Source organism: Streptomyces sp. NPDC020801 (assembly GCF_044334385.1).
Classification (GTDB): domain Bacteria; phylum Actinomycetota; class Actinomycetes; order Streptomycetales; family Streptomycetaceae; genus Streptomyces.
On sequence record NZ_JBIRST010000001.1, the window covers coordinates 711,027 to 733,407 of the forward strand.

Annotated in this window: 18 protein-coding genes and 1 pseudogene; 11 read left to right on the forward strand and 8 right to left on the reverse strand. The window is 72.8% G+C overall.

Going from position 1 to position 22,381, the window contains the following annotated elements; translation table 11 throughout:
• The first annotated feature begins 104 nt into the window (after positions 1 to 104).
• Positions 105 to 1,010 carry an NYN domain-containing protein gene (locus ACH4UM_RS03400; RefSeq protein ID WP_398173600.1) on the forward strand — a complete coding sequence of 302 codons (906 nt, stop codon included), beginning with the start codon at positions 105 to 107 and terminating at the stop codon, positions 1,008 to 1,010.
• A gap of 192 nt (positions 1,011 to 1,202) precedes the next feature.
• On the opposite strand, the gene ACH4UM_RS03405 is transcribed toward ACH4UM_RS03400, so the two are convergent.
• On the reverse strand, positions 1,203 to 2,108 hold the full coding sequence (locus tag ACH4UM_RS03405) for an alpha/beta fold hydrolase (protein ID WP_398173004.1): 906 nt from the start codon (positions 2,106 to 2,108) through the stop codon (positions 1,203 to 1,205).
• 150 nt (positions 2,109 to 2,258) lie between these two features.
• A complete protein-coding gene (locus tag ACH4UM_RS03410; RefSeq protein WP_398173006.1) occupies positions 2,259 to 4,907 on the reverse strand; it encodes a DEAD/DEAH box helicase in 2,649 nt (882 codons plus the stop codon).
• A 495-nt stretch (positions 4,908 to 5,402) separates the two neighbouring features.
• On the opposite strand from ACH4UM_RS03410, the gene ACH4UM_RS03415 reads away from it, so the two are divergent.
• Positions 5,403 to 6,149: a ferritin-like domain-containing protein gene (locus ACH4UM_RS03415; protein WP_398173008.1), complete on the forward strand. Its 747-nt coding sequence runs from the start codon at positions 5,403 to 5,405 to the stop codon at positions 6,147 to 6,149.
• 203 nt (positions 6,150 to 6,352) lie between these two features.
• Here the strand turns inward: ACH4UM_RS03415 and ACH4UM_RS03420 are convergent, their stop codons facing one another.
• The 4 genes from ACH4UM_RS03420 to ACH4UM_RS03435 all read right to left on the reverse strand — a co-directional run bounded on the left by ACH4UM_RS03420 (position 6,353) and on the right by ACH4UM_RS03435 (position 8,300).
• Positions 6,353 to 6,622 carry a hypothetical protein gene (locus tag ACH4UM_RS03420; protein WP_398173010.1) on the reverse strand — a complete coding sequence of 90 codons (270 nt, stop codon included), beginning with the start codon at positions 6,620 to 6,622 and terminating at the stop codon, positions 6,353 to 6,355.
• Between the two features lie 182 nt (positions 6,623 to 6,804).
• Positions 6,805 to 7,032 carry a DUF3107 domain-containing protein gene (locus ACH4UM_RS03425; protein ID WP_398173012.1) on the reverse strand — a complete coding sequence of 76 codons (228 nt, stop codon included), beginning with the start codon at positions 7,030 to 7,032 and terminating at the stop codon, positions 6,805 to 6,807.
• A gap of 177 nt (positions 7,033 to 7,209) precedes the next feature.
• Positions 7,210 to 7,854 (reverse strand): TetR/AcrR family transcriptional regulator, encoded by a 645-nt coding sequence (locus ACH4UM_RS03430; protein ID WP_398173014.1) that lies wholly within the window; start codon positions 7,852 to 7,854, stop codon positions 7,210 to 7,212.
• A gap of 230 nt (positions 7,855 to 8,084) precedes the next feature.
• Complete coding sequence (locus ACH4UM_RS03435; RefSeq protein WP_398173016.1) at positions 8,085 to 8,300, reverse strand: hypothetical protein; 216 nt, start codon at positions 8,298 to 8,300, stop codon at positions 8,085 to 8,087.
• A gap of 185 nt (positions 8,301 to 8,485) precedes the next feature.
• Between ACH4UM_RS03435 and ACH4UM_RS03440 the strand changes: the two genes are divergently transcribed.
• From ACH4UM_RS03440 to ACH4UM_RS03480, 9 genes and pseudogenes are all read left to right on the forward strand, one after another.
• On the forward strand, positions 8,486 to 9,550 hold the full coding sequence (locus ACH4UM_RS03440) for an alpha/beta fold hydrolase (RefSeq protein ID WP_398173018.1): 1,065 nt from the start codon (positions 8,486 to 8,488) through the stop codon (positions 9,548 to 9,550).
• Between the two features lie 8 nt (positions 9,551 to 9,558).
• Positions 9,559 to 11,244, forward strand: coding sequence for a DUF3152 domain-containing protein (locus ACH4UM_RS03445; protein ID WP_398173020.1), 1,686 nt, complete (start codon positions 9,559 to 9,561; stop codon positions 11,242 to 11,244).
• A gap of 36 nt (positions 11,245 to 11,280) precedes the next feature.
• A pseudogene (locus tag ACH4UM_RS03450) lies at positions 11,281 to 11,606 on the forward strand (ATP-binding cassette domain-containing protein); the annotation flags it as partial.
• 203 nt (positions 11,607 to 11,809) lie between these two features.
• Entirely contained in the window at positions 11,810 to 13,567 is a 1,758-nt protein-coding gene (locus tag ACH4UM_RS03455; protein WP_398173022.1) for a DUF3492 domain-containing protein, read from the forward strand.
• A gap of 455 nt (positions 13,568 to 14,022) precedes the next feature.
• Positions 14,023 to 15,099 (forward strand): hypothetical protein, encoded by a 1,077-nt coding sequence (locus tag ACH4UM_RS03460; RefSeq protein WP_398173024.1) that lies wholly within the window; start codon positions 14,023 to 14,025, stop codon positions 15,097 to 15,099.
• A 168-nt stretch (positions 15,100 to 15,267) separates the two neighbouring features.
• Positions 15,268 to 16,230, forward strand: coding sequence for an NAD-dependent epimerase/dehydratase family protein (locus ACH4UM_RS03465; protein WP_398173026.1), 963 nt, complete (start codon positions 15,268 to 15,270; stop codon positions 16,228 to 16,230).
• A complete protein-coding gene (locus ACH4UM_RS03470; RefSeq protein WP_398173028.1) occupies positions 16,218 to 16,967 on the forward strand; it encodes a spherulation-specific family 4 protein in 750 nt (249 codons plus the stop codon). The genes ACH4UM_RS03465 and ACH4UM_RS03470 overlap by 13 nt, the downstream gene beginning before the upstream one ends.
• A 63-nt stretch (positions 16,968 to 17,030) precedes the next feature.
• Positions 17,031 to 18,209, forward strand: coding sequence for an adenylyltransferase/sulfurtransferase MoeZ (gene moeZ, locus ACH4UM_RS03475; RefSeq protein ID WP_398173030.1), 1,179 nt, complete (start codon positions 17,031 to 17,033; stop codon positions 18,207 to 18,209).
• A gap of 314 nt (positions 18,210 to 18,523) precedes the next feature.
• On the forward strand, positions 18,524 to 18,706 hold the full coding sequence (locus tag ACH4UM_RS03480; protein ID WP_398173032.1) for a hypothetical protein: 183 nt from the start codon (positions 18,524 to 18,526) through the stop codon (positions 18,704 to 18,706).
• A gap of 405 nt (positions 18,707 to 19,111) precedes the next feature.
• Here ACH4UM_RS03480 and ACH4UM_RS03485 read toward each other — a convergent pair whose 3' ends face one another.
• Together ACH4UM_RS03485 and ACH4UM_RS03490 are read right to left on the reverse strand one after the other, a co-directional pair.
• The gene (locus tag ACH4UM_RS03485; protein ID WP_398173034.1) at positions 19,112 to 20,671 is read right to left on the reverse strand and encodes an alpha/beta hydrolase; all 1,560 of its coding nucleotides are present in this window, start codon (positions 20,669 to 20,671) and stop codon (positions 19,112 to 19,114) included.
• Positions 20,672 to 20,819: 148 nt separating this feature from the next.
• Positions 20,820 to 22,370, reverse strand: a complete 1,551-nt coding sequence (locus ACH4UM_RS03490; RefSeq protein ID WP_398173036.1) for an alpha/beta hydrolase — start codon at positions 22,368 to 22,370, stop codon at positions 20,820 to 20,822.
• Positions 22,371 to 22,381: the final 11 nt, after the last annotated feature.

Consider the following 22,381-nt stretch of genomic DNA (forward strand, 5'->3'; position numbering starts at 1 on the left):
TCCCTACGCTAAAGAAATTTTTCGAACGTCTAATTACTGACTGGTAAGACAGCTTGGATGGACCGACCGGGAGCGGTTGTGTTCGCAGCGTGACCGCCGGGACAATGGAGGGAATGAACGACGACCTCGCGGTGCTGGCCGCCCGCATCGACCGCACGAACGAGCTGCTCGAACGCATGCTCGCCGAGGTGGCGAAGACACCCTCGACCCATGCGATCTTCGTCGACGCCGGGTACCTCTACGCGGCCGCGGGACGGCTGGTGGCCGGCACGGAGGACCGCCGCGCCTTCGACCTGGACGCCGAGGGGCTCATCGACGCGCTCATCGACCGCGCCCGCACCATCTTCGCCGACAGCCGGCTGCTGCGCGTCTACTGGTACGACGGCGCCCGGCGCCGCATCCACACCGCCGAGCAGCAGTCGATCGCCGAACTGCCGGACGTCAAGGTGCGCCTGGGCAACCTCAACGCCAACAACCAGCAGAAGGGCGTGGATTCCCTCATCCGCTCGGACCTGGAGTCACTCGCCCGGCATCGCGCCATCAGCGACGCGGCGCTGCTCGGCGGCGACGAGGACCTGGTGTCGGCGGTGGAGGCGGCCCAGGGCTACGGCGCCCGGGTACACCTGTGGGGCATCGAGGCCCCCGAGGGCTGCAATCAGGCCGAGCCGCTGCTGTGGGAGGTCGACAGCCAGCGCACCCTCGACCTCGACTTCTTCAAGCCCTACGTCTCCCGGCGCACCGCGGCGGCCTACGACGCGACGGGCGCGGCCCGGCCGACCCGCGAGGCAGTGCGCTTCGTCGGCGCGCAGATCGCCGCGAAGTGGCTCGCGGCGCGCGGCAGGGACGCCCTGGTGGACCTCCTCCCCGGCCACCCGTACCTGCCGGGCTCGGTGGACCAGGACCTGCTCGTCGAGGCCGAGGGCCTCCTCCAGTACTCCCTGCGCGGCCAGGCGGACCTGCGGCGCGCCCTGCGGGACGGCTTCTGGGAGCACTTGCAGGCGCAGTTCTGACGGCTTCCGGGGGGCGCCTGAAGGTTGCAGTGCTGACGGCTTCCGGGGGGCGCCTGAAGGTTGCAGTGCTGACGGCTTCCGGGGGGCGCCTGAAGGTTGCAGTGCTGACGGCTTCCGGGGGCGCCTGAACGCGCAGTACCGCGCCGTGCGTGGACCAGTGGATTATTCGCCCGCCCACCCCGGCGGGCATTGTCAGGCGTGCCCCGGCGCCTGGCCGGTGCCCGGTGCCACGCCGTCCCAGAAGCCGGCGAGGGCGCGGGCGGTGGCGAGCGGCTGATCGCAGTTGGGCGAGTGCTCGGCGCCCTCGACGATCGTGCGGTGTGCGCCGAGCCGCCGGGCCATCTCGTCGAGGAGGGACACCGGCCAGGTGTCGTCCAGCGCGCCCGACAGCACGTGGAACGGCAGCGGCAGTGCGGTGAGTTCGGCGACCCGGTCCGGCTCCGTGCACAACTGGCGTCCGGTGGCGAGGAGTTGGGCGGGCTTGTTGCCCAGCCAGCGGCGGCGCAGATCCTCACGGCCGTCCAGACCCGGATCGAGTTCGGCGCCGGTGTCGGTCTCCTCGGGCGTTTCCATCGCCTGGATGGCCTCCCACACCTCGGCCATCGACATCACCTCGAGCGCGTCCCGAAGCAGCTTCACACGCTGCTGCTGTGAGACGGAGATCTGCGCCGGGCCGGAGGCCACCAGGGTGAGCGAGACGAAGGGGGAGTGGTCGACGAGCACGGCCGCGCGGGCGATCTGGCCGCCGAGCGAGTGCCCGAGCAGATGGAGGGGGGTGCCGAGCGCCTCCGCCTGCGCGAGCACGTCCCGCGCCAGTTCCTCCTGCGCGTAGGCCGACTCGTCGTGCTCGGGCCCGTCCGACTCGAACTGCCCCCGTCCGTCCACGGCCACGGTCCGGTACCCGCGCGCCGCGAGCGGCTCGTGCAGCGGGTTGAAGTCCTCCTTGCTCCCGGTGAATCCCGGGAGCAGCAACGCGGTGCCCCGCGCCTGCACACCGGCGGCGACGGGCGCGTCGACCACCGCGAACTCACCCCGGGCGGTACGCAGCTGGTACGCGCGAGCACCGGGCGGCGGGACGAAGGTGGGAGGCCGGCTCATGCGCCGAGGTTATCGGGCCCGTGGGGGCCGCGCGTAACCGGTACGTGAACGCCGGCGGCCCGGTCCCACACGAGGTGGGCCGGGCCGCCGGATCGTACGGGGTCGTACGGGTGCGGTGTGCCCGGGCGCCAGGACGCCCGGGCACCCGGATCAGGCCTCCGCGGACTCCACCGCCGGGCCGGCGGCCTCGGCGGCCGTCGCCTTGCGGGTGCGGCGGCGCGGCTTCGCCTCCGGCTCCGCCGCAGCCTGGGCCGGGATCTCCGCGGCGATCGTCTCCGCCGCCTTACGGGTACGACGGCGCGGCTCGGCCTCCGTGCCTTCGGCCGTGTCGGCGGCGGTTTCCAGGGCGTCCGACGTGGCCGTGGCCGTGGTCGTGGCCTTGCGGGTGCGGCGGCGCGGCTTGGCCTCCGCCTCCGCGGTGGCCGCGGGAACCTCGGCGGCGGCGGCCGTCTTGCGCGTACGGCGCGGCTTGGCCTCGGCGGTCGCGCCCGCCGCGCCCTCGGCCGTGTCGACCGCCGTCGTGGCGGCCTCCGTCACCTCGGCTGCCTTGCGGGTGCGGCGGCGCGGCTTGGCCTCCGCCTCCGCGGTGGCCGCGGGAACCTCGGCGGTGGCGGCCGTCTTGCGCGTACGGCGCGGCTTGGCCTCGGCGGTCGCACCCTCGGCCGCCTCGACGGCGCCCTCGGCAGCGGCGGCTGCGGTCTTCCGGGTGCGCCGGGGCTTGACCTCGGCGGTTTCCGGGGCGCCCGCGGCGGCCGCCGTGGCCTTGCGGGTGCGGCGCGGCCTGGCCTCCGTGACCGTGGCCTCGGCCGTGGCCGGTACCTCGGCCGCCTCCGTCGCCTCGGCGGTCCCGGCTGCCTTGCGGGTGCGGCGGCGCGGCTTGGCCTCCGTGGCCTCGGCGGAGTCGACCGCCGTCAGGGCGGCGCTGTCCGGCCCGCCGGCGGCCTGCGCCGGGATCTCCGCGGCGACCGGCTCGGCGGCCGTCTTGCGGGTGCGGCGGCGCGGCTTGGCCTCCGCCTGCTCCGCGACGCCCTCGGCGACGTCCACCGCGGCCTCGGGAGCCGCGACGGCCTTCCGGGTGCGGCGGCGCGGCCTGGCCTCGGGCTGCTCGGGCGTGCCCTCGGCGGTGGCCACTGCCGTTTCTGCGGCCGGCTCGGCCACCTCGACCGTCTCCGCCGTCCTGCGGGTGCGGCGACGCGGCTTCGCCGGGGTCTCGGCGGTGTCGAGGGCCGGGCCCTCCGCCGTCGTCACCACGGCCTCCGCGGCAGCCGGCTCGGCCACCGGCTCGGCGGCCGTCCCGGTTCCCGTCGCCACCGGCTGTGCCGGGACGCCGGCACGCATGCGCCGACGGCGGCGCGGAGTGCGGGCGGCGGCGTCTTCCGGGGCCGGGGAGTCGACCGACGGCGCGTCGGCGGGCGTACCCGAAGCCGGTGCACCCGTTGTACCCGGGGCGGAGTCCAACGGCGCGCCGCCGCGGGTGCGGCGCCGGCTGCGCGGCGTGCGCGCCGGGCGCTCGCGGTCGTGCTCGCGGTCGTGCTCGCGGCCACGCTCGGCGGAGCGCGCCTCGCCTCGGCCGCCCCGGCCACCGCGACCGCGTGCACCGCGGCCGCCGGTCTCGCCCAGATCCTCCACTTCCTCGGCGTCCAGCCCGGCGCGCGTGCGCTCCGAGCGTGGCAGGACGCCCTTCGTGCCCTCGGGAATACCGAGTTCGGCGAAGAGGTGCGGGGAGGTGGAGTACGTCTCCACCGGGTCGTTGAAGTCCAGCTCCAGCGCCTTGTTGATCAGCTGCCAGCGCGGGATGTCGTCCCAGTCGACGAGCGTGACCGCCGTACCCTTGGCGCCCGCGCGGCCGGTACGGCCGATCCGGTGCAGGTAGGTCTTCTCTTCCTCGGGGGACTGGTAGTTGATGACGTGGGTGACGCCCTCGACGTCGATGCCGCGCGCGGCGACGTCGGTGCAGACGAGCACGTCCACCTTGCCGTTGCGGAAGGCGCGCAGCGCCTGCTCGCGGGCACCCTGGCCGAGGTCGCCGTGGACCGAGCCGGAGGCGAAGCCGCGGCGCTGGAGCTGCTCGGCGATGTCGGCCGCCGTACGCTTGGTGCGGCAGAAGATCATCGCGAGACCACGGCCCTCGGCCTGCAGTATGCGGGCGACCATCTCCGGCTTGTCCATGGAGTGCGCGCGGTAGACGAACTGCTTGATGTTCGCGACCGTCACGCCCTCGTCGTCCGGCGCGGTGGCGCGGATGTGCGTGGGCTGCGACATGTAGCGGCGGGCCAGTCCGATCACCGCGCCCGGCATGGTGGCCGAGAACAGCATGGTCTGGCGCTTGGCCGGAAGCATGTCGATGATCTTCTCGACGTCGGGCAGGAAGCCCAGGTCGAGCATCTCGTCGGCCTCGTCGAGAACCAGGCACTTGACGTGCTTGAGGTTCAGCTTCTTCTGGCCCGCGAGGTCCAGCAGACGGCCCGGGGTGCCGACGACCACGTCGACGCCCTTCTTGAGGGCCTCGACCTGGGGCTCGTAGGCCCGGCCGCCGTAGATCGACAGGACCCGTACGTTGCGCGCCTTGCCGGCGGTCAGCAGGTCGTTGGTCACCTGGACGCACAGCTCGCGCGTGGGGACGACGACGAGTGCCTGAGGGGCGTCGGTGAGGGCCTCGGGCTGGGCGCGCCCCGCCTCCACGTCGGCGGGGACGGTCACGCGCTCGAGGAGCGGAAGGCCGAAGCCGAGCGTCTTGCCGGTGCCGGTCTTGGCCTGGCCGATGACGTCCGTGCCCGTCAGGGCCACGGGCAGCGTCATCTCCTGGATGGGGAAGGGAGTGGTGATGCCGACGGCTTCAAGGGCCTCGGCGGTCTCGGGAAGGATCCCGAGTGCTCGGAACGTCGTAGTCAGGGTGCTGCCTCTTCTGTGTGCGCGGCGCGAGGCGAGCGCGCGGGGGTCGTGTCGTCTGACCGTGCCGGGGACGTCGGCCGCCCTCGGGGGCGGACCGTTGGCACAGGACCACAGCCGACGCTCTAGCGCTCGTACCGCTGAGGGTGTCCCTCCGATCGTCGTACGCACAGTGCCGTACGGTCAGGGAGGGCTGTCGGGTCGGAGCCGATCGGGCCACCGACCGGGCATCCTCATGCGTGCGCCCTGTCGGCGTACGTCGGGAAATGACGGCGTACTCAGCAGGCGCATTACCACCATACCTTGGAATCGCGCACACGCGATGGCCGATTTGGTCACGTAGTCGTCGTCACACTGGTTGACCAGGTCCTTCGAAGGCACGCCGAGCGGGCTATTGTGCGCTTCATGACGAGCTCTGACAAGCCTGGCAACGCCTCCGACGCTCCCGCCGAACACACCGGCATCGCCGCCCAGGACTGGGCGACGGCCGCCGCCGTCCCGCAGTACCGGGCCGCGGTGGTGGATCTGCTCGGCGCGCTGGCGTACGGAGAGCTGGCGGCCTTCGAACGGCTCGCGGAGGACGCCAAGCTGGCGCCCACCCTCGCGGACAAGGCCGAGTTGGCGAAGATGGCGTCGGCCGAGTTCCACCACTTCGAGCGGCTGCGCGACCGGCTCACGGAGATCGGCGAGGAGCCGACCCGGGCCATGGAACCGTTCGTCACCGCGCTCGACGGCTTCCACAAGCAGACGGCGCCCTCGGACTGGCTGGAAGGGCTCGTCAAGGCCTACGTCGGCGACTCGATCGCCAGTGACTTCTACCGCGAGGTCGCCGCCCGGCTGGACTCCGACACACGTGAGCTGGTCCTGGCCGTCCTGGACGACACCGGGCACGCCGGCTTCGCGGTGGAGAAGGTGCGGGCGGCGATCGACGCGGACCCGCGCGTCGGCGGCCGGCTCGCGCTGTGGGCGCGGCGTCTGATGGGCGAGGCCCTGTCGCAGTCCCAGCGGGTCGTGGCCGATCGGGACGCGCTGTCCACGATGCTCGTCGGCGGTGTCGCGGACGGCTTCGACCTTGCCGAGGTCGGCCGGATGTTCTCCCGGATCACCGAGGCGCACACCAAGCGGATGGCCGCGCTGGGACTGGCCGCCTGAGGCGGCCCGGTCGTCAGTGGGCCGGTTGTCAGTGGGCCGGTAGGCCGGTCGTAAGTCGGCCGGCCGTGGGTCGGCCGGCCGTTCGTCCCCGGGGCCGTTCGTCCCCGGGGGCCGACCGTCCTGCGGGCCGAGCGTCATGGGGGATCGCCGGGTGGCCGTTCGCCGGCCGCCGGCTCAGGGGATGCGCCGCCGTCGGCGCCGGCTCAGGCCGGGGCCGATCGTCGGCGCAGTCTTCCCGCGGGACGCAGCAGCAGGGACAGGGAGGCGGCCGAGACGACCGCCGCGCCGAGCAGGCTCGGCAGGATGCTGCCGGAACCGAGCGCGCTGTGGGTGACGAAGTCACCGAAGAGGGCGCCCGCGACTCCGGTCGACAGCACCAGCGGACGCGAGGGCAGCCGGTGGGACAGACGGTGGAACGCGGCCCAGCCGAGCAGCAGACCGAGCACAGCGGAGCCGAGCGCTTCCAAGATCATTACGAGTCCCTCCCAAGCGGTCGGCCGGTGCTGTCGGTCGTAGCCCGTCATACCCCTGACCTGCGGAGGACAACCCTCCCCCATGGGCTGTTTGGGAACCGCCCGTGCGGGAAGAACGAGGGGCCCGGCGGCAGATCCGCCGGGCCCCTCTTCTGTCTCTTCCGCCGCTTCCGCGTTCGCGGCTACAGCGCGCCGAAGCCCACCTTGCGCGGGGCCGGCTCGCCGATCTCCACGTACGCCAGCCGGTCGGCCGGGACCAGGAGCTTGCGGCCGTGCTCGTCCACGAGGCTCAGCAGCTGAGCCTTGCCGGCCAGCGCCTCGGCCACGACCCGCTCGACCTCCTCGGCGCTCTGACCGCTCTCCAGAACGATCTCGCGGGGCGCGTGCTGCACGCCGATCTTGACCTCCACGGCTATGTCCCTCCGACGGTCAGTGAAGTGCGCGACCTTCCGCGCCGTACCCAGCACACATTAGCCCGGTGAGGGGACGAACACGCTCCGCCGAGGAACGCCAGGAGCGAACAGCCGACGGGAACAAGGGACCGGCCCCGTGACCGGCCCCGTGGCCGGACCCTCGACCGGCCGGGCTCAGTGCTGCTGCTCGCTGCCGTGCAGCGGGAAGCCGGCGATGCCGCGCCACGCCAAGGACGTCAGCAGCTGGACCGCCTGGTCGCGTGGCACGCTGCGGTCGCTGTGCAGCCAGGACCGGGCCACCACCTGGGCGAGACCGCCGAGACCCGAGGCGAGCAGCATCGACTCCGCGCGCGAGAGGCCGGTGTCCTCGGCGATGACGTCGCAGATCGCCTCGGCGCACTCGTTCGTGACCTTGTCGACGCGCTCGCGCACGGCCGGCTCGTTGGTCAGGTCCGACTCGAAGACCAGCCGGAAGGCGCCGCCGTCGTCCTCGACGTAAGCGAAGTACGCGTCCATCGTGGCCCGCACGCGCTGCTTGTTGTCGGTCGTCGAGGCGAGCGCGCTCCGTACCGACTGGATGAGCGCCTCGCAGTGCTGGTCCAGCAGCGCGAGGTAGAGGTCGAGCTTGCCCGGGAAGTGCTGGTAGAGCACCGGCTTGCTGACGCCGGCCCGCTCGGCGATGTCGTCCATCGCGGCCGCGTGGTAGCCCTGCGCCACGAAGACTTCCTGGGCGGCGCCCAGCAGCTGGTTCCGTCGGGCACGGCGCGGCAGGCGCGTGCCTCGCGGGCGTGCCGCCTCTGTCTGCTCGATGGCTGTCACGCCGCCTCCCAATGTCGTCCACATGCGGTGTGCGCCGCGCCGCCATCGTACTTTTCGGTAACCGTGCTGTGCGCGGTGCGAGCGCAGAATTTCACGGACCGGACGGTGGCGAAAGCGGTACAGAAGGTTTTGAAGCCCCTCAGGCCGGGCATAGCTCGGCTCCGCTCCTGCTCAGCGGTGGTCTCTCCCGTACGTCGCCCGGTAGGCCACCCGGTTCGCCGTACCGCACCTCACCGGTAGTCGTCCTCGTCGATGGAGACGACCCTCGTCTGCTCGATGAGATCGGCCTCGTTGCCGCGGTCCGGGTCCACGTCCGTCAGAGGTTCGTCTTCCTCCGGGGTGACGTCGGCGTGCTGCTCCGCGGTGTCGTTCTCCGGCGCCTCGACGTCGATCTCCGTGCCGTCGTCGTCCTCGAACGCCTCGGGATCGGTGGGGTCGAATGTCATGCTGGGCTCCCTTCCTACGAACGTCCCTGGGTTCCCTGGAAGAAGCAGGGGCTACATGCGGGTGCCCTGTGTACGAGCGTAGGAGACACCCGATGTGGACGCTATGCGATTCAGGGCCCAGTGTGCGCGCGATCTGTGACGGCGAACACATGAACCACTACGTGATCGTCTCGTAACATTGCCGCATGTCTTCGACCGAGCTGCCCTCCGTGCCGCCCGCCAACGTTCTGCCGAGGGTGGCGCCCGTCGGGGTCGAGGAGGGTGAACGGCTGCGGTCGGTGGGGCTGCCGGGCATCTCGCTGACGGTCCGGTCGAGGCCACCCGCGCGGGAGGGCCTGCCCCCCGCGCTGTACGTGCACGGGCTCGGCGGCTCCTCCCGGAACTGGTCGGCGCTGATGGCCCTGCTCGAAGGTGTCGTCGACGGCGAGGCGCTCGACCTCCCGGGCTTCGGGGACTCCCCGCCGCCGGACGACGGCAACTACTCCGTCACCGGTCACGCGCGCGCGGTCATCCGCTTCCTCGACGCGTCCGGCCGTGGGCCCGTCCACCTGTTCGGCAACTCGCTGGGGGGCGCGGTGTCGACGCGGGTCGCCGCGCTGCGTCCCGATCTCGTACGGACCCTCACACTCGTCTCACCGGCGCTGCCGGAGCTGCGGGTGCAGCGCAGCGCCGTACCGACCGGGCTGCTCGCCCTGCCGGGCGTGGCCGCGCTCTTCACCCGGCTCACCAGGGAGTGGACGGCGGAGCAGCGGGTCCGTGGGGTCATGGCCCTGTGCTACGGCGATCCGGGGCGGGTCACGCCGGAGGGCTTCCGCAACGCGGTTCAGGAGATGGAGCGGCGGCTGCAGTTGCCGTACTTCTGGGACGCGATGGCACGCTCCACACGCGGCCTCGTGGACGCGTACACGCTGGGCGGCCAGCACGGGCTGTGGCGCCAGGCCGAACGGGTCCTCGCGCCCACCCTGCTGATCTACGGCGGCCGTGACCAGCTCGTCGGCTTCCGCATGGCCCAGCGGGCCGCCCGCAGCTTCCGCGACTCCCGCCTCGTCACCCTGCCGGACGCGGGGCATGTGGCCATGATGGAGTACCCGGACACGGTGGCGACCGCTTTCCGTGAACTGCTGGTGGCATCCGGGGAGTTGGACATCGTGGCGACGAAGGGCACAGGCGTGGCAGAGGACGCGGGGGCGGCCGGTTCCGGTGGCGCCGAGGCCGAAGGCGGCGCATCCGGCGTGGGTGCGGGGGGCTGAGGGGCGAGGTGGGACGCCACAGCCGCCGCGGGCCGACGCCCAAGGGCACCGCGGACACAGCCGCAGAACGGGGCGGTCGCGACGGCCGGGACGGCCAGGGTGGTCGGCCGGGGCCCGGCGCGCCGCCGGAGGGCCGGCGGGAGCCGGGCGCCATACCGGCGGAGCGCCGGCCGGGTGCCGGCCCGCGCCCCGGTCCCGGCCCGGGCCCGCTGCCCGGGCAGCAGCAGCCGCGAGGCGGCGGCCCGGCGTACGGAGGACCACGGCTCCCGGACGGCACCCCGGCCCACGGTGCCCCGCGCTTCTTCGACGGCACTCCGGCCCAGGGCATGCCGCGCCTTCCCGGCCAGACGCCCGCCGGCGGCGTCCCGCGTTTCCCCGACGGAACGCCCGCGCGGGGCGTCCCGCGCCTTCCTGACGGTACGCCGGCCCACGGTGTGCCCCGCTTCCCCGACGGCACCCCGGCGCACGGCGTCCCGCATCTGCCGGACGGCACCCCCGCCCGCGGCGTCCACCAAGCCCGCGGCGGTCATCCCGAGCAGCGGGAGGCGGGGGGTGGCTGGGGGCAGCTGGGGGTGCGCGGCGAGGTGGGGAGCCGTCAGGCGCGTGGGGCGGGCGCCGCCGGTCCTGCCGCCGCAGGACAGGGCGCCGCCGCTGGTCCCGCCACATCCCTGCGTCCCGGTGTCCCCTTCCCCATCCCCCGGCAGCGTCAGGCGCCCCCCGACGGGCCGCGGCAGGACTACCTCGACGCCTTCGGCGAGGACGACGACGTCTTCGTGCCCCGGCCCCGCGCCGCCGCGCACGCCACTGCGGCCCCGCCCGCACCCCCGGCCGAACGGGGCGCCGACGCCGGACCCGACGACGACACCGCGCCCCCCACCGGCGAGCCCGCACCGGGCAAGGGCGCCAAGGGGCGGGCGTTCACCGGTATCGCGGCCGCCGCCGTCACCACGGTGCTCGCCGTCATCGTCGCCGGACAGGTCGCCGACGGCCGCACCGGCGCCGGCGCGCGCTCGCAGTCCGCCACCGGCCAGGCCCGCGGCACCACCGGCACGGACGAGCAGGCGAGCCCGTCCGTGACGCCGGGCGTGACGACGCTGACGTACGACCAGAAGATGAGCGCGAAGTACCCGCTGGCTCCCACCTTCAAGGGCTCGGGCAGGTTCGAGGCGGTCCCGGGCTTCGCCAAGGCGCCCGGCAAGGGGCGGAAGTACACCTACCGCGTCGACGTGGAGCAGGGGCTCGGACTCGACGGTCGGCTCTTCGCCGACGCCGTACAGAAGACGCTCAACGACGACCGCAGCTGGGCACACGGCGGCGCCCGCACCTTCGAGCGCGTCTCCTCCGGCAAACCCGACTTCGTGATCACACTCGCCAGCCCCGGCACCACCGCCACGTGGTGCGCCAAGTCGGGCCTGGACACGACCGAGGACAACGTCTCGTGCGACTCGGCCGCCACCGAGCGCGTGATGATCAACGCCTACCGGTGGGCACAGGGTTCGAAGACCTATGGCGACAAGATGTACGCCTACCGGCAGATGCTGATCAACCACGAGGTCGGCCACCGGCTCGGCTACAGCCACGTCACCTGCGACAAGAACGGCGCGCCGGCGCCCGTGATGCAGCAGCAGACGAAGTTCCTGGACCACGACGGAATCCACTGCCTGCCCAACCCCTGGCCCTATCCCAGGAGTTGACAGGCGGCTCGTGGGCCGCACGGACATGCGCCGGAGCGCATCCGGGGGCACGTGAAGGAACTGCTGGAGCGTGTGGGGCTCGATGGGGCGCACTGCGACCGCCATCCGCACGAGTTCAGCTGGGACAGCGCCGGCGCGGGGGCATCGCGCGGGCTCTCGCGGCGGACCCGCGTGTGATCGTGTGGGACGAGCCCGTCTCCGCGCTCGATGCCGGCCGGATAGTCGAGGACGGGCCGGCCGACGCGGTGTACGAGTCGCCGCGAGACCCCTGCACCCAGCAGCTCCTGGCCGCCGTACCGGCTCTGGACCCCGAGACCGCGGCCCGGTGGCGGGCGGCACGACGGGAGTTGGCCGTGGTGTGACGTTTCGTGTCCAAGTGAACTTCTAGCGCGACGAAACGCGACCCGCACGGGAAAGTTACGACCGTTCACCCCTTTTGGTGGCGCGATGGACAACCGTCCGTCGCGCCACCGCCATGTCCGCATACCTTCGTCCCGCTGCGAGCCGCCGGTGCGACGGGCGGCTCCCCATACGGGAGAGAACAGGAGAGGTCGGGGGTGCACGCGTGCGCATCGGACTGGTGACGGAGGGTGGCTATCCCTATGTGAGCGGTGACGCAGGACTCTGGTGCGAACGGCTCGTGCGCGGGCTCGGGCAGCACGAGTTCGACCTCTACGCGCTCAGCCGCAGCCGGCAGCAGGAGGACGAGGGCTGGGTGCCGCTGCCGGAGCAGGTCAGCCGGGTCCGTACCGCACCCCTGTGGACGGCCGAGGACGACGGCGTGGTGCACGGGCGCCGTGCGCGCCGGCGCTTCGCCGAGTGTTACGGGGAGTTGGCGGCAGTCCTGGCCGCGGCGGGCGGCGCTGATCCCGGCGACACGGCCGGGCGGCGCGGCCCGGATGCTCAGGCCCCTCAGGCCCCTCAGGCCGCCCCGGCCGATGAGGCGGACCGTTTCGCCAGCGCGCTGTACGGGCTCGCGGAACTCGCCCGTGACGAGGGCGGCCTGGTCGGCGCGCTCCGCTCGGAAACCGCCGTGCGCGCGCTGGAACGCGCCTGTCGTGCGCCCGGCGCCCCGCGTGCCGCGCGCGAGGCTCGTGTGCCGGATCTGCTCGCCGTGGCCGGGCACCTGGAACACGCCCTGCGCCCGCTCTCGCTCGACTGGTACGAGGACGACGGCCTGGGCGCCGCCGACCTCTGCCACACGGCGGCCGGCGGCACGGCCGCCCTGCCCGGGCTGCTCGCCCGCCATTTCGCCGACGTCCCCCTGCTGGTCACCGAGTACGGCGTACAGCTGCGCGCGCACTACCTCGCCACCGGCGCCGGCGGGACCGCCCCGGCGGTGCGCGCCCTGCTCGCCGCCTTCCACGGCAGGCTCGCCGCCGAGGTCTACCGGCAGGCCGCGCTCGTCACCCATGGCAACGCGCACGCCCGCCGCTGGCAGGAGCGCTGCGGAGCGGACCGCGCCAGGCTGCGCACCGTGCCCCCCGGCATGGACGCGGCCCCCTTCGCCGAGGTCGGCGAGTCCCCGGAGGCCGCCGACCCGGACACGCTGGTGTGGGTCGGGCGCGTCGAACCCGCCAAGGACCTGGTGTCCCTGTTGCACGCCTTCGCGGAGGTGCGCAAGCAGGAGCCCACGGCCCGGCTGCGCATCGTCGGCGCGGCGACCGGTCCCGACGGGGCGGCCTACCTGGGCCACTGCAGGGCCCTGGCCGCGCAGCTCTTCCCGGACGAGGCCGAGGGCCCGCACACCGTCGGCGACAACCCGGTGTCCTTCGAGGAACTCGGTGGCCCGGAGGCCCCGACCCTCGCGGACGTGTACGCCTCGGGCGCCGTGATCGTCCTGTCGAGCGTCGTCGAGGGCTTACCGGTCAGTCTCGTGGAGGCCATGTTCTGCGGCCGTGCGACGGTTTCCACGGACGTCGGCGCGGTCGTGGAGGTCATCGGCGGCACGGGTCTCGTCGTGCCGCCACGCAATCCGCGGGCGCTCGCCGAGGCGTGCGTGACGCTGCTGTGCGACCCCGAGCGGCGTGCGCGCCTGGGCGCCGCCGCCCGTGCCCGCGCGCTCGAACTGTTCACCGTCGAGCAGAACGTCGCGGCATTTCACGGCATTTACCTCGAGGTCGTCGCCCACAGTCCGGTCCGGCGCGTCGTCCTCGACGAGAGCGGCGAACCTCTCCCGTTCGCCACCCCGGCCGAGGCCCACGTACCCGGTTACTGGACCGGCCCCACCGCCCACGTCGCCGTCCGCGGCGGCCCCGGCTGGGCCACCACCGCACCGGCGCGGACCCCGGCCCCCGTCCCCACCACGGAGGCCACCCGATGAGCGGCCCGAAAGCACACGACCACCCCGACACCCCGACCAGCCCCGGCGCCCGGGACCTCCGGTCACGGGAATGGCCCGCGGCGGAGACGGGAGAGACGGGAGAGACGGGAGAGACGGGAGAGACGGAAGAGACGGGGGAGACGGAAGAGACAGGGGGGACAGCAGAGACGGGAGAGGTGGCGGAGACGGGGGAAACGGTGGAGACAGGGGAGGCGAGCGGATCGGGATCCGACGGCGGGGCCCGCGCCCGCCCGGCCCCCGACCGGATGTCGTGGGCAGCAGCCGGCACCGCTGCCCCGGACCGCGCGCCGCAGGGCCCCCTCCACACCCTCGACCGTGCGCCGCGGGAGTCCCGGACGGCCCCCGACCGTGGGCCGAGACAGCCCTGGCGCGCCCTCGACCGGAAACGGCCGATCCCGCCTCGGCGCGGTGCCGCCGACCCCGTCAAGGCGCTGATGCACCGTCACCGTGAGCTGTGCGAGCGGGCCGTCGACCCCCTGGAGATCGCCGCGGGCCTGGAGGCGCACGGGGTCACCGACCGCACCGCCGCCCGCTTCCGGCACCGCGACGTCTTCTCGCTCGCCGAGGAGATGTACGCCCGGGTGTCCCGCGACGCGGAGACGCCGCCGCGCCCCGAGGCCGCCGACGCGCCCCGGGCGCCCTGGACGGGCCTCGCCCGGGCCGCGCTCGGCCTGCTGCCCGGCGGCCTGTGCGCCGCGACGGTGACCGGGCTGCGCCTCACCGGGGGCCGGCCGCGTCTCGTGGTCGCCGCGGTCGGTGTCCTCGCCGTGGCCCTGGGCGTACGGACCGTGCTCCGCCGCGGCCCGCTGAGCGCCAAGAGGCCCACGCCGACCGGCGCGCACCCACCCGGCACCCGTGCCTGGACGTACTGCCTGCTCGCCTACGCCCTTCTCGGCGACGGCCTGCTCGGCGCGGCCGTCAGCGGCGGCCCCGACGGACTTCCCGACGGCACCGCGGCCGGCGCCTGGCCCCTGACCACGGCTCCCGTCCTCGCGCTCACCCTCGCCTGTGGCCCGGCGTCCTGGACCGCCCACCTCTTCGCCGCACGCGCCCGGCGCCGGCTGACGGCAAGCCGCGGCCTCGGGGAGTTCGCCGCCTCCGTACGGCCTCTGCTGCTCGGTGCCTTCGGACTGTTCCTGTGCGCGCTGACGGCGCTGCTCGCCGGTTGCGGCGCGGCTCTGCACGAGCCCGCCGGCTACGCCCAGGCCCTCACGCTGGGCGCCCTGCTGCTGCTCGCCCGCCTCCTCACCACGCACGGTTTCATCCACGCCCCGGCCGTCGCCCTCGGCGCCGCGGCCGCACTCGAGGCGACGGCGCAGGCGTGCGTCTTCGCCGCCCGGCTGCCGGGCTGCCGCCCTCTCGCCGTCCCGGTCGCCGCCCTGGTGGCCGCGGCGGGCCCGGGCGCCGTCCCGGCGCTCGCCTGCGGTGCGGCGGCGCTGACTCTGCTGATCCACGCGACCCGGACCCTGACCAGGGCCTCGGCCCATGCGCGAGTGGAGGGGCAGCCGTGACGGGCACATGGCCGGTCTCGTACTTCCACGCCCGCGCGCCGCACCTGCTTCTCGTCGCCGGAGCCCACCGCATTACCCCCTTGAAGGAGAAGAACAGATGATCACCGCCCGATCCGGAGCGTCCGGAGCATCCGGAGCCACCGGAGCGCACACCCCGGGAGCCGCCCGATGAGGGTTCTGCTGATCGGAGCCAACGGATACCTCGGCCGCTTCGTCGCCGACCGCCTGCTCGCCGACCCGGCCGTCCAACTGACCGCACTCGGCCGCGGCGACGACGCCGACGTCCGCTTCGACCTCGCCACGGGCAGCCCCGGTGCGCTCACCCGATTCCTGGACGCGGTCCACCCCGGCGTCGTCGTCAACTGCGCCGGTGCCACCCGGGGCGGTGCCCGCGAGCTCACCCGGCACAACACCGTCGCCGTCGCCACCGTCTGCGAGGCCCTGCGCCGCAGCGGCTGCGGCGCCCGCCTGGTGCAGATCGGCTGCAGCTCCGAGTACGGCCCCAGCCAGCCCGGCTCCTCCACCGCCGAGGACGCCGTCCCTCGCCCCGGCGGCCCGTACGGCGTCAGCAAACTCGCCGCCACCGAACTGGTCCTGGGCTCGGGCCTGGACGCCGTGGTCCTCCGCGTGTTCTCGCCCGCCGGACCCGGTACCCCGGCCGGGTCCCCGCTCGGGCGGCTCGCCGAGGCGATGCGCCGCGCCATGCAGTCCGGCGACGGCGAGCTCAAGCTCGGCGGCCTGGGTGTGCAGCGCGACTTCGTCGACGTCCGCGACGTGGCCCGCGCCGTCCACGCCGCCTCGCTCTCGGCCGCCCAGGGCGTCATCAACATCGGCTCGGGCCGCGCCGTCCGGCTCCGCGACGCCGCGGCGGTCCTCGCGCGCGTGGCCGGGTACGGCGGCGCCCTCCACGAACTCGACGGGCCGCCCGGCGCCCACTTCAGGGCCACCATCGGCCACCCCCGCACCGAGTCCGACCATCCTGCCCCGATCGCGTATCCGTACCCCGACGGCTGCGGCAGCTGGCAGCAGGCCGACGTGCGCACCGCCCGCGACCGGCTCGGCTGGCGGCCCCGGATCAACCTCGAAGAGTCCCTCGCCGACATCTGGATGGAGGCGGCATGCCGTATCTGACCAGCGCCACGGCCAGCACCTTCAGCACCGACGTCCGCTCCGGTTTCGGTGTCCCCGGCTGTGCGCACCCCCTGCTCGCCCCGGCCGAGTGGAACGCCCTCGCCCGGACCGGCACCCCCCTGCACTGGGTCGTCCTCAACGTCGCCGACGGCCCCGGGGTCCAGCCCGACCCGCACTGCCTGGCGGCTGCCGGACGCCTGCGCAACGCGGGCGTCCGCGTCCTCGGCCACCTCGACACCGCGTACGGCTCCCGGTCCTTCACCGAACTGATCGCCGACGCGCACCGGTACCTCGAGTGGTACCGGGTCGACGGCTTCCTCCTGGAGCGCTGCCCGGCCGACCGCACCGCGCTGCCCGAGGTCCGCCGCACGGTCTGCGCGCTGCGCGCGGTGCGTGACGACGCCCATGTCGTCCTCGGCCACGGCACCCACCCGCACCCCGGCTACGCCGAGAACGCCGACCAGCTGGTGACCTTCCGCGGCCCGTGGAGCGACTACCGCTGGTCGCAGGTCGCGGAGTGGACCGCCGACTACCCGCCCGAACGCTTCTGCCACTTCGTGCACGGCGTCCCGCGCGGCCACCTCGACGAGGCGCTGCGCATCGCGCGCTGGCAGGGTGCGGCGACGCTCTGGTTCACCGATCGCACGGACCGCGGGGGCCGCGCCGACCCCTGGGAGACCATGCCCGGCTACTGGGACGACATTGTCTCGCGTGTCGGAACGGGTGTCTCGGAATGAAGAAGGCCGTGGCAGTGTTACGGGGAGAACAACCGTAGTGATTGACCGACCAACGGAGTCCCCGTGTCGCTGCCACCCCTGGTCGAGCCGGCCCCCGAGCTCACCGTAGACGAGGTCCGCAGGTACTCCCGCCACCTGATCATCCCCGATGTCGGGATGGACGGGCAGAAGCGGCTGAAGAACGCCAAGGTGCTCTGTGTGGGCGCCGGCGGGCTGGGTTCGCCGGCGCTGATGTACCTGGCCGCCGCGGGCGTCGGCACGCTCGGCATCGTGGAGTTCGACGAGGTCGACGAGTCGAACCTGCAGCGCCAGATCATCCACAGCCAGTCCGACATCGGCCGCTCCAAGGCCGAGTCCGCGCGTGACTCCGTCAAGGGCATCAACCCGTACGTGAACGTGGTCCTGCACGAGGAGCGGCTCGAGGCCGACAACGTGATGGACATCTTCAGCCAGTACGACCTGATCGTCGACGGCACGGACAACTTCGCGACCCGCTACCTGGTCAACGACGCGTGCGTGCTGCTGAACAAGCCTTACGTGTGGGGTTCGATCTACCGCTTCGACGGCCAGGCCTCCGTCTTCTGGTCCGAGCACGGCCCCTGCTACCGCTGCCTCTACCCGGAGCCCCCGCCCCCCGGCATGGTCCCCTCCTGCGCCGAGGGCGGTGTCCTGGGCGTGCTGTGCGCGTCCATCGGCTCCATCCAGGTCAACGAGGCCATCAAGCTCCTGGCCGGCATCGGCGAGCCGCTGGTCGGCCGCCTGATGATCTACGACGCCCTGGAGATGCAGTACCGTCAGGTGAAGGTCCGCAAGGACCCGAACTGCGCGGTGTGCGGCGAAAACCCGACCGTCACCGAGCTCATCGACTACGAGGCCTTCTGCGGCGTCGTCTCCGAGGAGGCCCAGGCGGCGGCCGCCGACTCGACGATCACTCCCAAGCAGCTCAAGGAGTGGATCGACGACGGCGAGAGCATCGAGATCATCGACGTCCGCGAGCCGAACGAGTACGAGATCGTGTCCATCCCGGGCGCCCGCCTGGTCCCGAAGAACGAGTTCCTCATGGGCACCGCCCTGGAGGGCCTGCCGCAGGACAAGAAGATCGTTCTGCACTGCAAGACGGGTGTCCGCAGTGCGGAAGTCCTCGCCGTGCTGAAGTCCGCGGGCTTCGCGGACGCCGTGCACGTCGGCGGCGGCGTGATCGGCTGGGTCAACCAGATCGAACCGCACAAGCCGGTCTACTGATCAGCCGTTCCGCTCACCAGCGGGACAGCAGAAGCCCACGGCTCTGACCAGCTCAGATGCCGTGGGCTTTTGTCGTTGTTGGTTGGCGTCGGCTCACCTCGGACGGCCCACAGACGGCCCGGCCGACGGGGCCATGTGCCTACCCGCGTGATCGGCGGAGTCCCCATGGCTCAATCGAGCGGGTGACCGGAGTATCAACGTCCTGTGCCCAGCGGGAGATGATTGCCGCCTCTTGACTTAAAACGCCATCCAATCCGCACCCCGGGACGTATCACCTTTGAACGTGTTGCATAGCGGATTCCAGAAGGAATGTCATGGCGATCTTTACTGCTCTCTTCCCCGCCCTGGGCCGTGACCACGGCCACGGCGACCACGGACACGGCGACCACGGCGATCACGGCCACGGCGACCACGGCGACCACGGCCACGGCGACCACCGCCACGGCCACCGGCACGGCGACAGCGACCACAGCGGCCACAGTGGCCACGACGACTGATTTTGTCCACCACCAGTGATTGGAGCGAAGCGGACCGGAGCCCAAGGGAACCGGTCCGCTCCCTCAGCACGTCCTGAGTCGGCTGCTGTGGATGGGCGTGGATCGGCGGGCGTGGTCTAGAGCGCCTGCAGCCGCCTTCGTGCCAGGTGTTCCAGGCGGGCTCTGACAACCGCCCCTCCGCTTCAGCAGGTACACGAGCGGTCGGTGGAACGGCTTTGGCCGGGAGCTGCTTTGGCGCGAGTGATCACGGCCCCGTAAGCTGCCGGCCGACCAGCGAGGCAGAACAGGCCCATGGCTCCGAGCAGTTCGGATGCCGTGGGCTTCTGTCGTCGCCGGTTGGCGTCGCCTGGACCTCCGGCATCGACCACGATCGGCGCATCCACGGTGCCCGGGCGCCCGCCGTCGTCATGAGCAGACCTTGCCGTCCTTCGGCACCGTTCCGTACAGCAGATACGCGTTCACCGTCGAGTTCACGCAGTCGCTTCCGCTGCCGTAGGCCCCGTGGCCCTCGCCCTTCCAGGTGAGCTCCACGCCGACCCCCCTGCCGAGCCCGTCCGCCATCTTCCTCGCGCCCTCGTAGGGTGTCGCCGGGTCCCCGGTGTTGCCGACCACCAGGATCGGCGCCGCACCCGGTGCACTGACCTGAGGGTGGTCGTACTGCCCGGCCACCGGCCAGTCGTGGCACCAGCCCGCCGTGTCCCAGCCCATGAAGTCGCCGAACACGGGCGAGACCTTCTCGAACCCGGGCAGCAGCTTCTTCGTCTGCTCGGGCGTCGGCCGCTGCTTGTCGTCCAAGCACGATATGACCCGTTGCGAGTGGGTCGTCGTGCCGTAGTGGCCCGAGGCGTCACGGTCGTTGTAGAGGTCGGCCAGCGACAGCAGTTCTGAGCCGTCGCCCTTCTGCGCCGCGCCCAGCGCGCTGGTCAGTGTCGGCCAGCTGTCCTTGCTGTACAGCGGCAGCACGATGCCGGTGAGCGCCAGCGTCTGCGTCAGCTTCCGTCCGGACGAGGTCGGCAGCGGTTTGGCGTCGATGCGCTTCAGCAGGTCCGCGATCTCCTGCGAGCCCTGCTTCGGGTCCTGCCCGGTGGACTTCAGGTAGTCGTCCAGCGCCCGCTGGAAGCCCCTGGTCTGGTTGAGTGCGTGGCCCACCGAGTCGGCGGTCGGGTCGACGACCGCGTCCAGGACCAGCCGCCCCACGTGTCCCGGGAACAGGTGGGCGTACACGCCGCCGAGTTCGGTGCCGTAGGAGATGCCGAAGTAGTGCATCCTGGCATCGCCGAGGACCTGGCGCATCAGGTCCATGTCCCGCGCCGTGTCGGTTGTCGAGACGTGTGCCAGCAGCTTCCCGGCGGCCTTCTGGCAGCCCTTGCCGAAGCCGGCCGCGTCCTGGAAGTAGGCCCGCTCCTCGGCCGGGGTGTCCGGTGTCGCGTCGACCGCCTCGGCGGCCTGGATCTGCCGGTCGCCGCGGCAGCGCACGCCCTCGCTTCCGGCGACTCCGCGCGGATCGAAGCTCACTAGGTCGTAGCGCTGCCGCAGCACGCCGACCGTGGCGGCGTAGGACGGCATGGTCGCCACGCCCGAGGCGCCGGGCCCGCCGAAGTTGAACAGCAGCGATCCGGTGCGCCGGCCGGTGGCCCTGGCCCGGATGAGGGCGAGGCCGATGGTCTCGCCGTCCGGCCGGGACCAGTCCAGCGGCACCTTGAGCCGCGCGCACTGCCAGTCGCCGCCCGGTGCGGGTGAGCCGGACGTGGCCTTGCACCGGCCCCAGCCGAGCCGCTGCGAGGTCAGTGAGGAAGGCAGAACGGAGGGCGGGCTCGCGGACGGCCCGGCGGCCGGCGACGTGGACGCCGGACCGGACCGGCCCTTCCCCTCGTCCCCGCTTCCGCCCGGCGATGATCCTCCGCTGCACCCGGCCAGCAGCACCGTGGCGGCGACCGCGGCCGCCCACTGCACGCAACGCGACATGGCATCCCCCTCACAGGCTCCCCGCGGATCGGCCACGAGGAGCGGTCAGGCCATGGTAGGCGGATCGCGCAGATCCGGCCGAAGCCTGTGGATAACCCTCTGACCTGCTCATTCGGCGCGCGTTCCAGTCGCCGTGCACGCCGTCCCGCTAGCTGCAGACGGTCCCGGCCGCGGGCACCTTCCCGTCGAGGAGGTAGCCGTTCACCGCGTTCTGCACGCACTTGTTCTTGCTGTCGTAGGCGCCGTGCCCCTGGCCGTGGTAGGTGAGCTCGACGGCGACGCCCTTGCCCAGCGCGTCCACCATCTTCTTCGCGCCCTCGTACGGCGTCGCCGGATCGCCGGTGTTGCCCACGACCAGGATCGGCGCCGAACCGGGCGCATGGACGTCCGGATGGTCGGCGGCGCCCGGCACGGCCCAGTCGGCGCAGCTGAGCATGCCCCAGGCCAGGAAGTCCCCGAACAGCGGGGAGGCGGCCCTGAACTCGGGCAGCTTCTGCTCCACATAGGCGGTGTCGTACCGTGGCTTCTCGTCGGAGCAGTTGATCGCGACGTTCGCAGCGGCGATGTTGCTGTACTCGCCGTTCTCGCTGCGGCCGTTCATCGCGTCGGACAGCAGCATGAGGATCTTGCCGTCACCGGCGTAGGCCTGCTGCAGCCCCTCGGTGAGGGGCGGCCAGAGCTCCTTGGAGTACAGGGCCTGGGCGATGCCGTTGGTCGCGGCCGACTGGGTCAGCCGGCGCGGGAAGATACCCGGGATCGGCTTGCTGTCGAGGTTCTTGAGCAGCGTCGCGATGCGGTTCTCGACATCCTGGGCGGAACTGCCGACCGGGCACTTGGTGGACTTCGAGACGCAGTCCTTCGCGAAGTTGTCGAGGGCGAGCTGGAAGCCCTTGGCCTGGCCGAGCGAGCTCTGCTCGGGGTTCTGCGTGGGGTCGACGACCGCGTCCAGCACGGCGCGGCCCACGTGCCCCGGGAACAGATGGGCGTAGACGCCCCCGAGTTCGGTGCCGTAGGAGATTCCGAAGTAGTAGAGCCTGGGATCGCCGAGGACCTGGCGCATGAGGTCCATGTCGCGGGCCGCGTCGGTGGTGCGCACATGCGGCAGGACCCTCGTGGAGTTCTTCTCGCAGGCCGCGTTGAACTGCTTGGTGTTGTTCAGGAACGTGCTGCGCTCGGCCGAGTCGTCGGGCGTCGCGTCCTGCTGGAAGTACTGGTCGAGCTGCGCGTCGCTCTCGCACTCCACGCCCGAACTGCGGCCCACCCCGCGCGGATCGAAGCTCACCAGGTCGTAGCGGGTGCGGAGCTTTTCGTAGTCCTGGGCGACCGCGGGCAGGGTGCTGACGCCGGAGCCGCCCGGGCCGCCGAAGTTGAAGATCAGCGAGCCGATGCGCTCACCGGGTCCGCTCGCCTTCGCACGGATCAGCGCGAGGCCGATCGTGTCGCCCTTGGGCTTGCTCCAGTCCAAGGGGGCCTTCATGGTGGCGCACTGCCACTTGCCGCCGTTCGGCAGCGGCGACGGCGTTCCACCGCCGCCCTCCGACGCGGACGGGGCCGGGCAGTCCTTCCAGTCCAGCTTCTGGGCCGTCAGATCCCCGTCCTTGGGGGCGCTGCCACCGCCACCGCAGCCCGCCAGTGTGGCGGACAGCAGGACGGCGGTTGCGGTCAGGGCGGCGGCACGCAGCCCGCGGGGGGTGTGCATGCCTCCATCGT

Coding starts and splice junctions, on each gene's coding strand:
- ACH4UM_RS03400 (WP_398173600.1), top strand. CDS start 105: ATGGAGGGAATGAACGACGACCTCGCGGTGCTGGCCGCCCGCATCGAC.
- ACH4UM_RS03405 (WP_398173004.1), bottom strand. CDS start 2,108: ATGAGCCGGCCTCCCACCTTCGTCCCGCCGCCCGGTGCTCGCGCGTAC.
- ACH4UM_RS03410 (WP_398173006.1), bottom strand. CDS start 4,907: ATGACGCTGCCCGTGGCCCTGACGGGCACGGACGTCATCGGCCAGGCC.
- ACH4UM_RS03415 (WP_398173008.1), top strand. CDS start 5,403: ATGACGAGCTCTGACAAGCCTGGCAACGCCTCCGACGCTCCCGCCGAA.
- ACH4UM_RS03420 (WP_398173010.1), bottom strand. CDS start 6,622: ATGATCTTGGAAGCGCTCGGCTCCGCTGTGCTCGGTCTGCTGCTCGGC.
- ACH4UM_RS03435 (WP_398173016.1), bottom strand. CDS start 8,300: ATGACATTCGACCCCACCGATCCCGAGGCGTTCGAGGACGACGACGGC.
- ACH4UM_RS03440 (WP_398173018.1), top strand. CDS start 8,486: ATGTCTTCGACCGAGCTGCCCTCCGTGCCGCCCGCCAACGTTCTGCCG.
- ACH4UM_RS03460 (WP_398173024.1), top strand. CDS start 14,023: ATGCACCGTCACCGTGAGCTGTGCGAGCGGGCCGTCGACCCCCTGGAG.
- ACH4UM_RS03465 (WP_398173026.1), top strand. CDS start 15,268: ATGAGGGTTCTGCTGATCGGAGCCAACGGATACCTCGGCCGCTTCGTC.
- ACH4UM_RS03470 (WP_398173028.1), top strand. CDS start 16,218: ATGCCGTATCTGACCAGCGCCACGGCCAGCACCTTCAGCACCGACGTC.
- ACH4UM_RS03480 (WP_398173032.1), top strand. CDS start 18,524: ATGGCGATCTTTACTGCTCTCTTCCCCGCCCTGGGCCGTGACCACGGC.
- ACH4UM_RS03485 (WP_398173034.1), bottom strand. CDS start 20,671: ATGTCGCGTTGCGTGCAGTGGGCGGCCGCGGTCGCCGCCACGGTGCTG.
- ACH4UM_RS03490 (WP_398173036.1), bottom strand. CDS start 22,370: ATGCACACCCCCCGCGGGCTGCGTGCCGCCGCCCTGACCGCAACCGCC.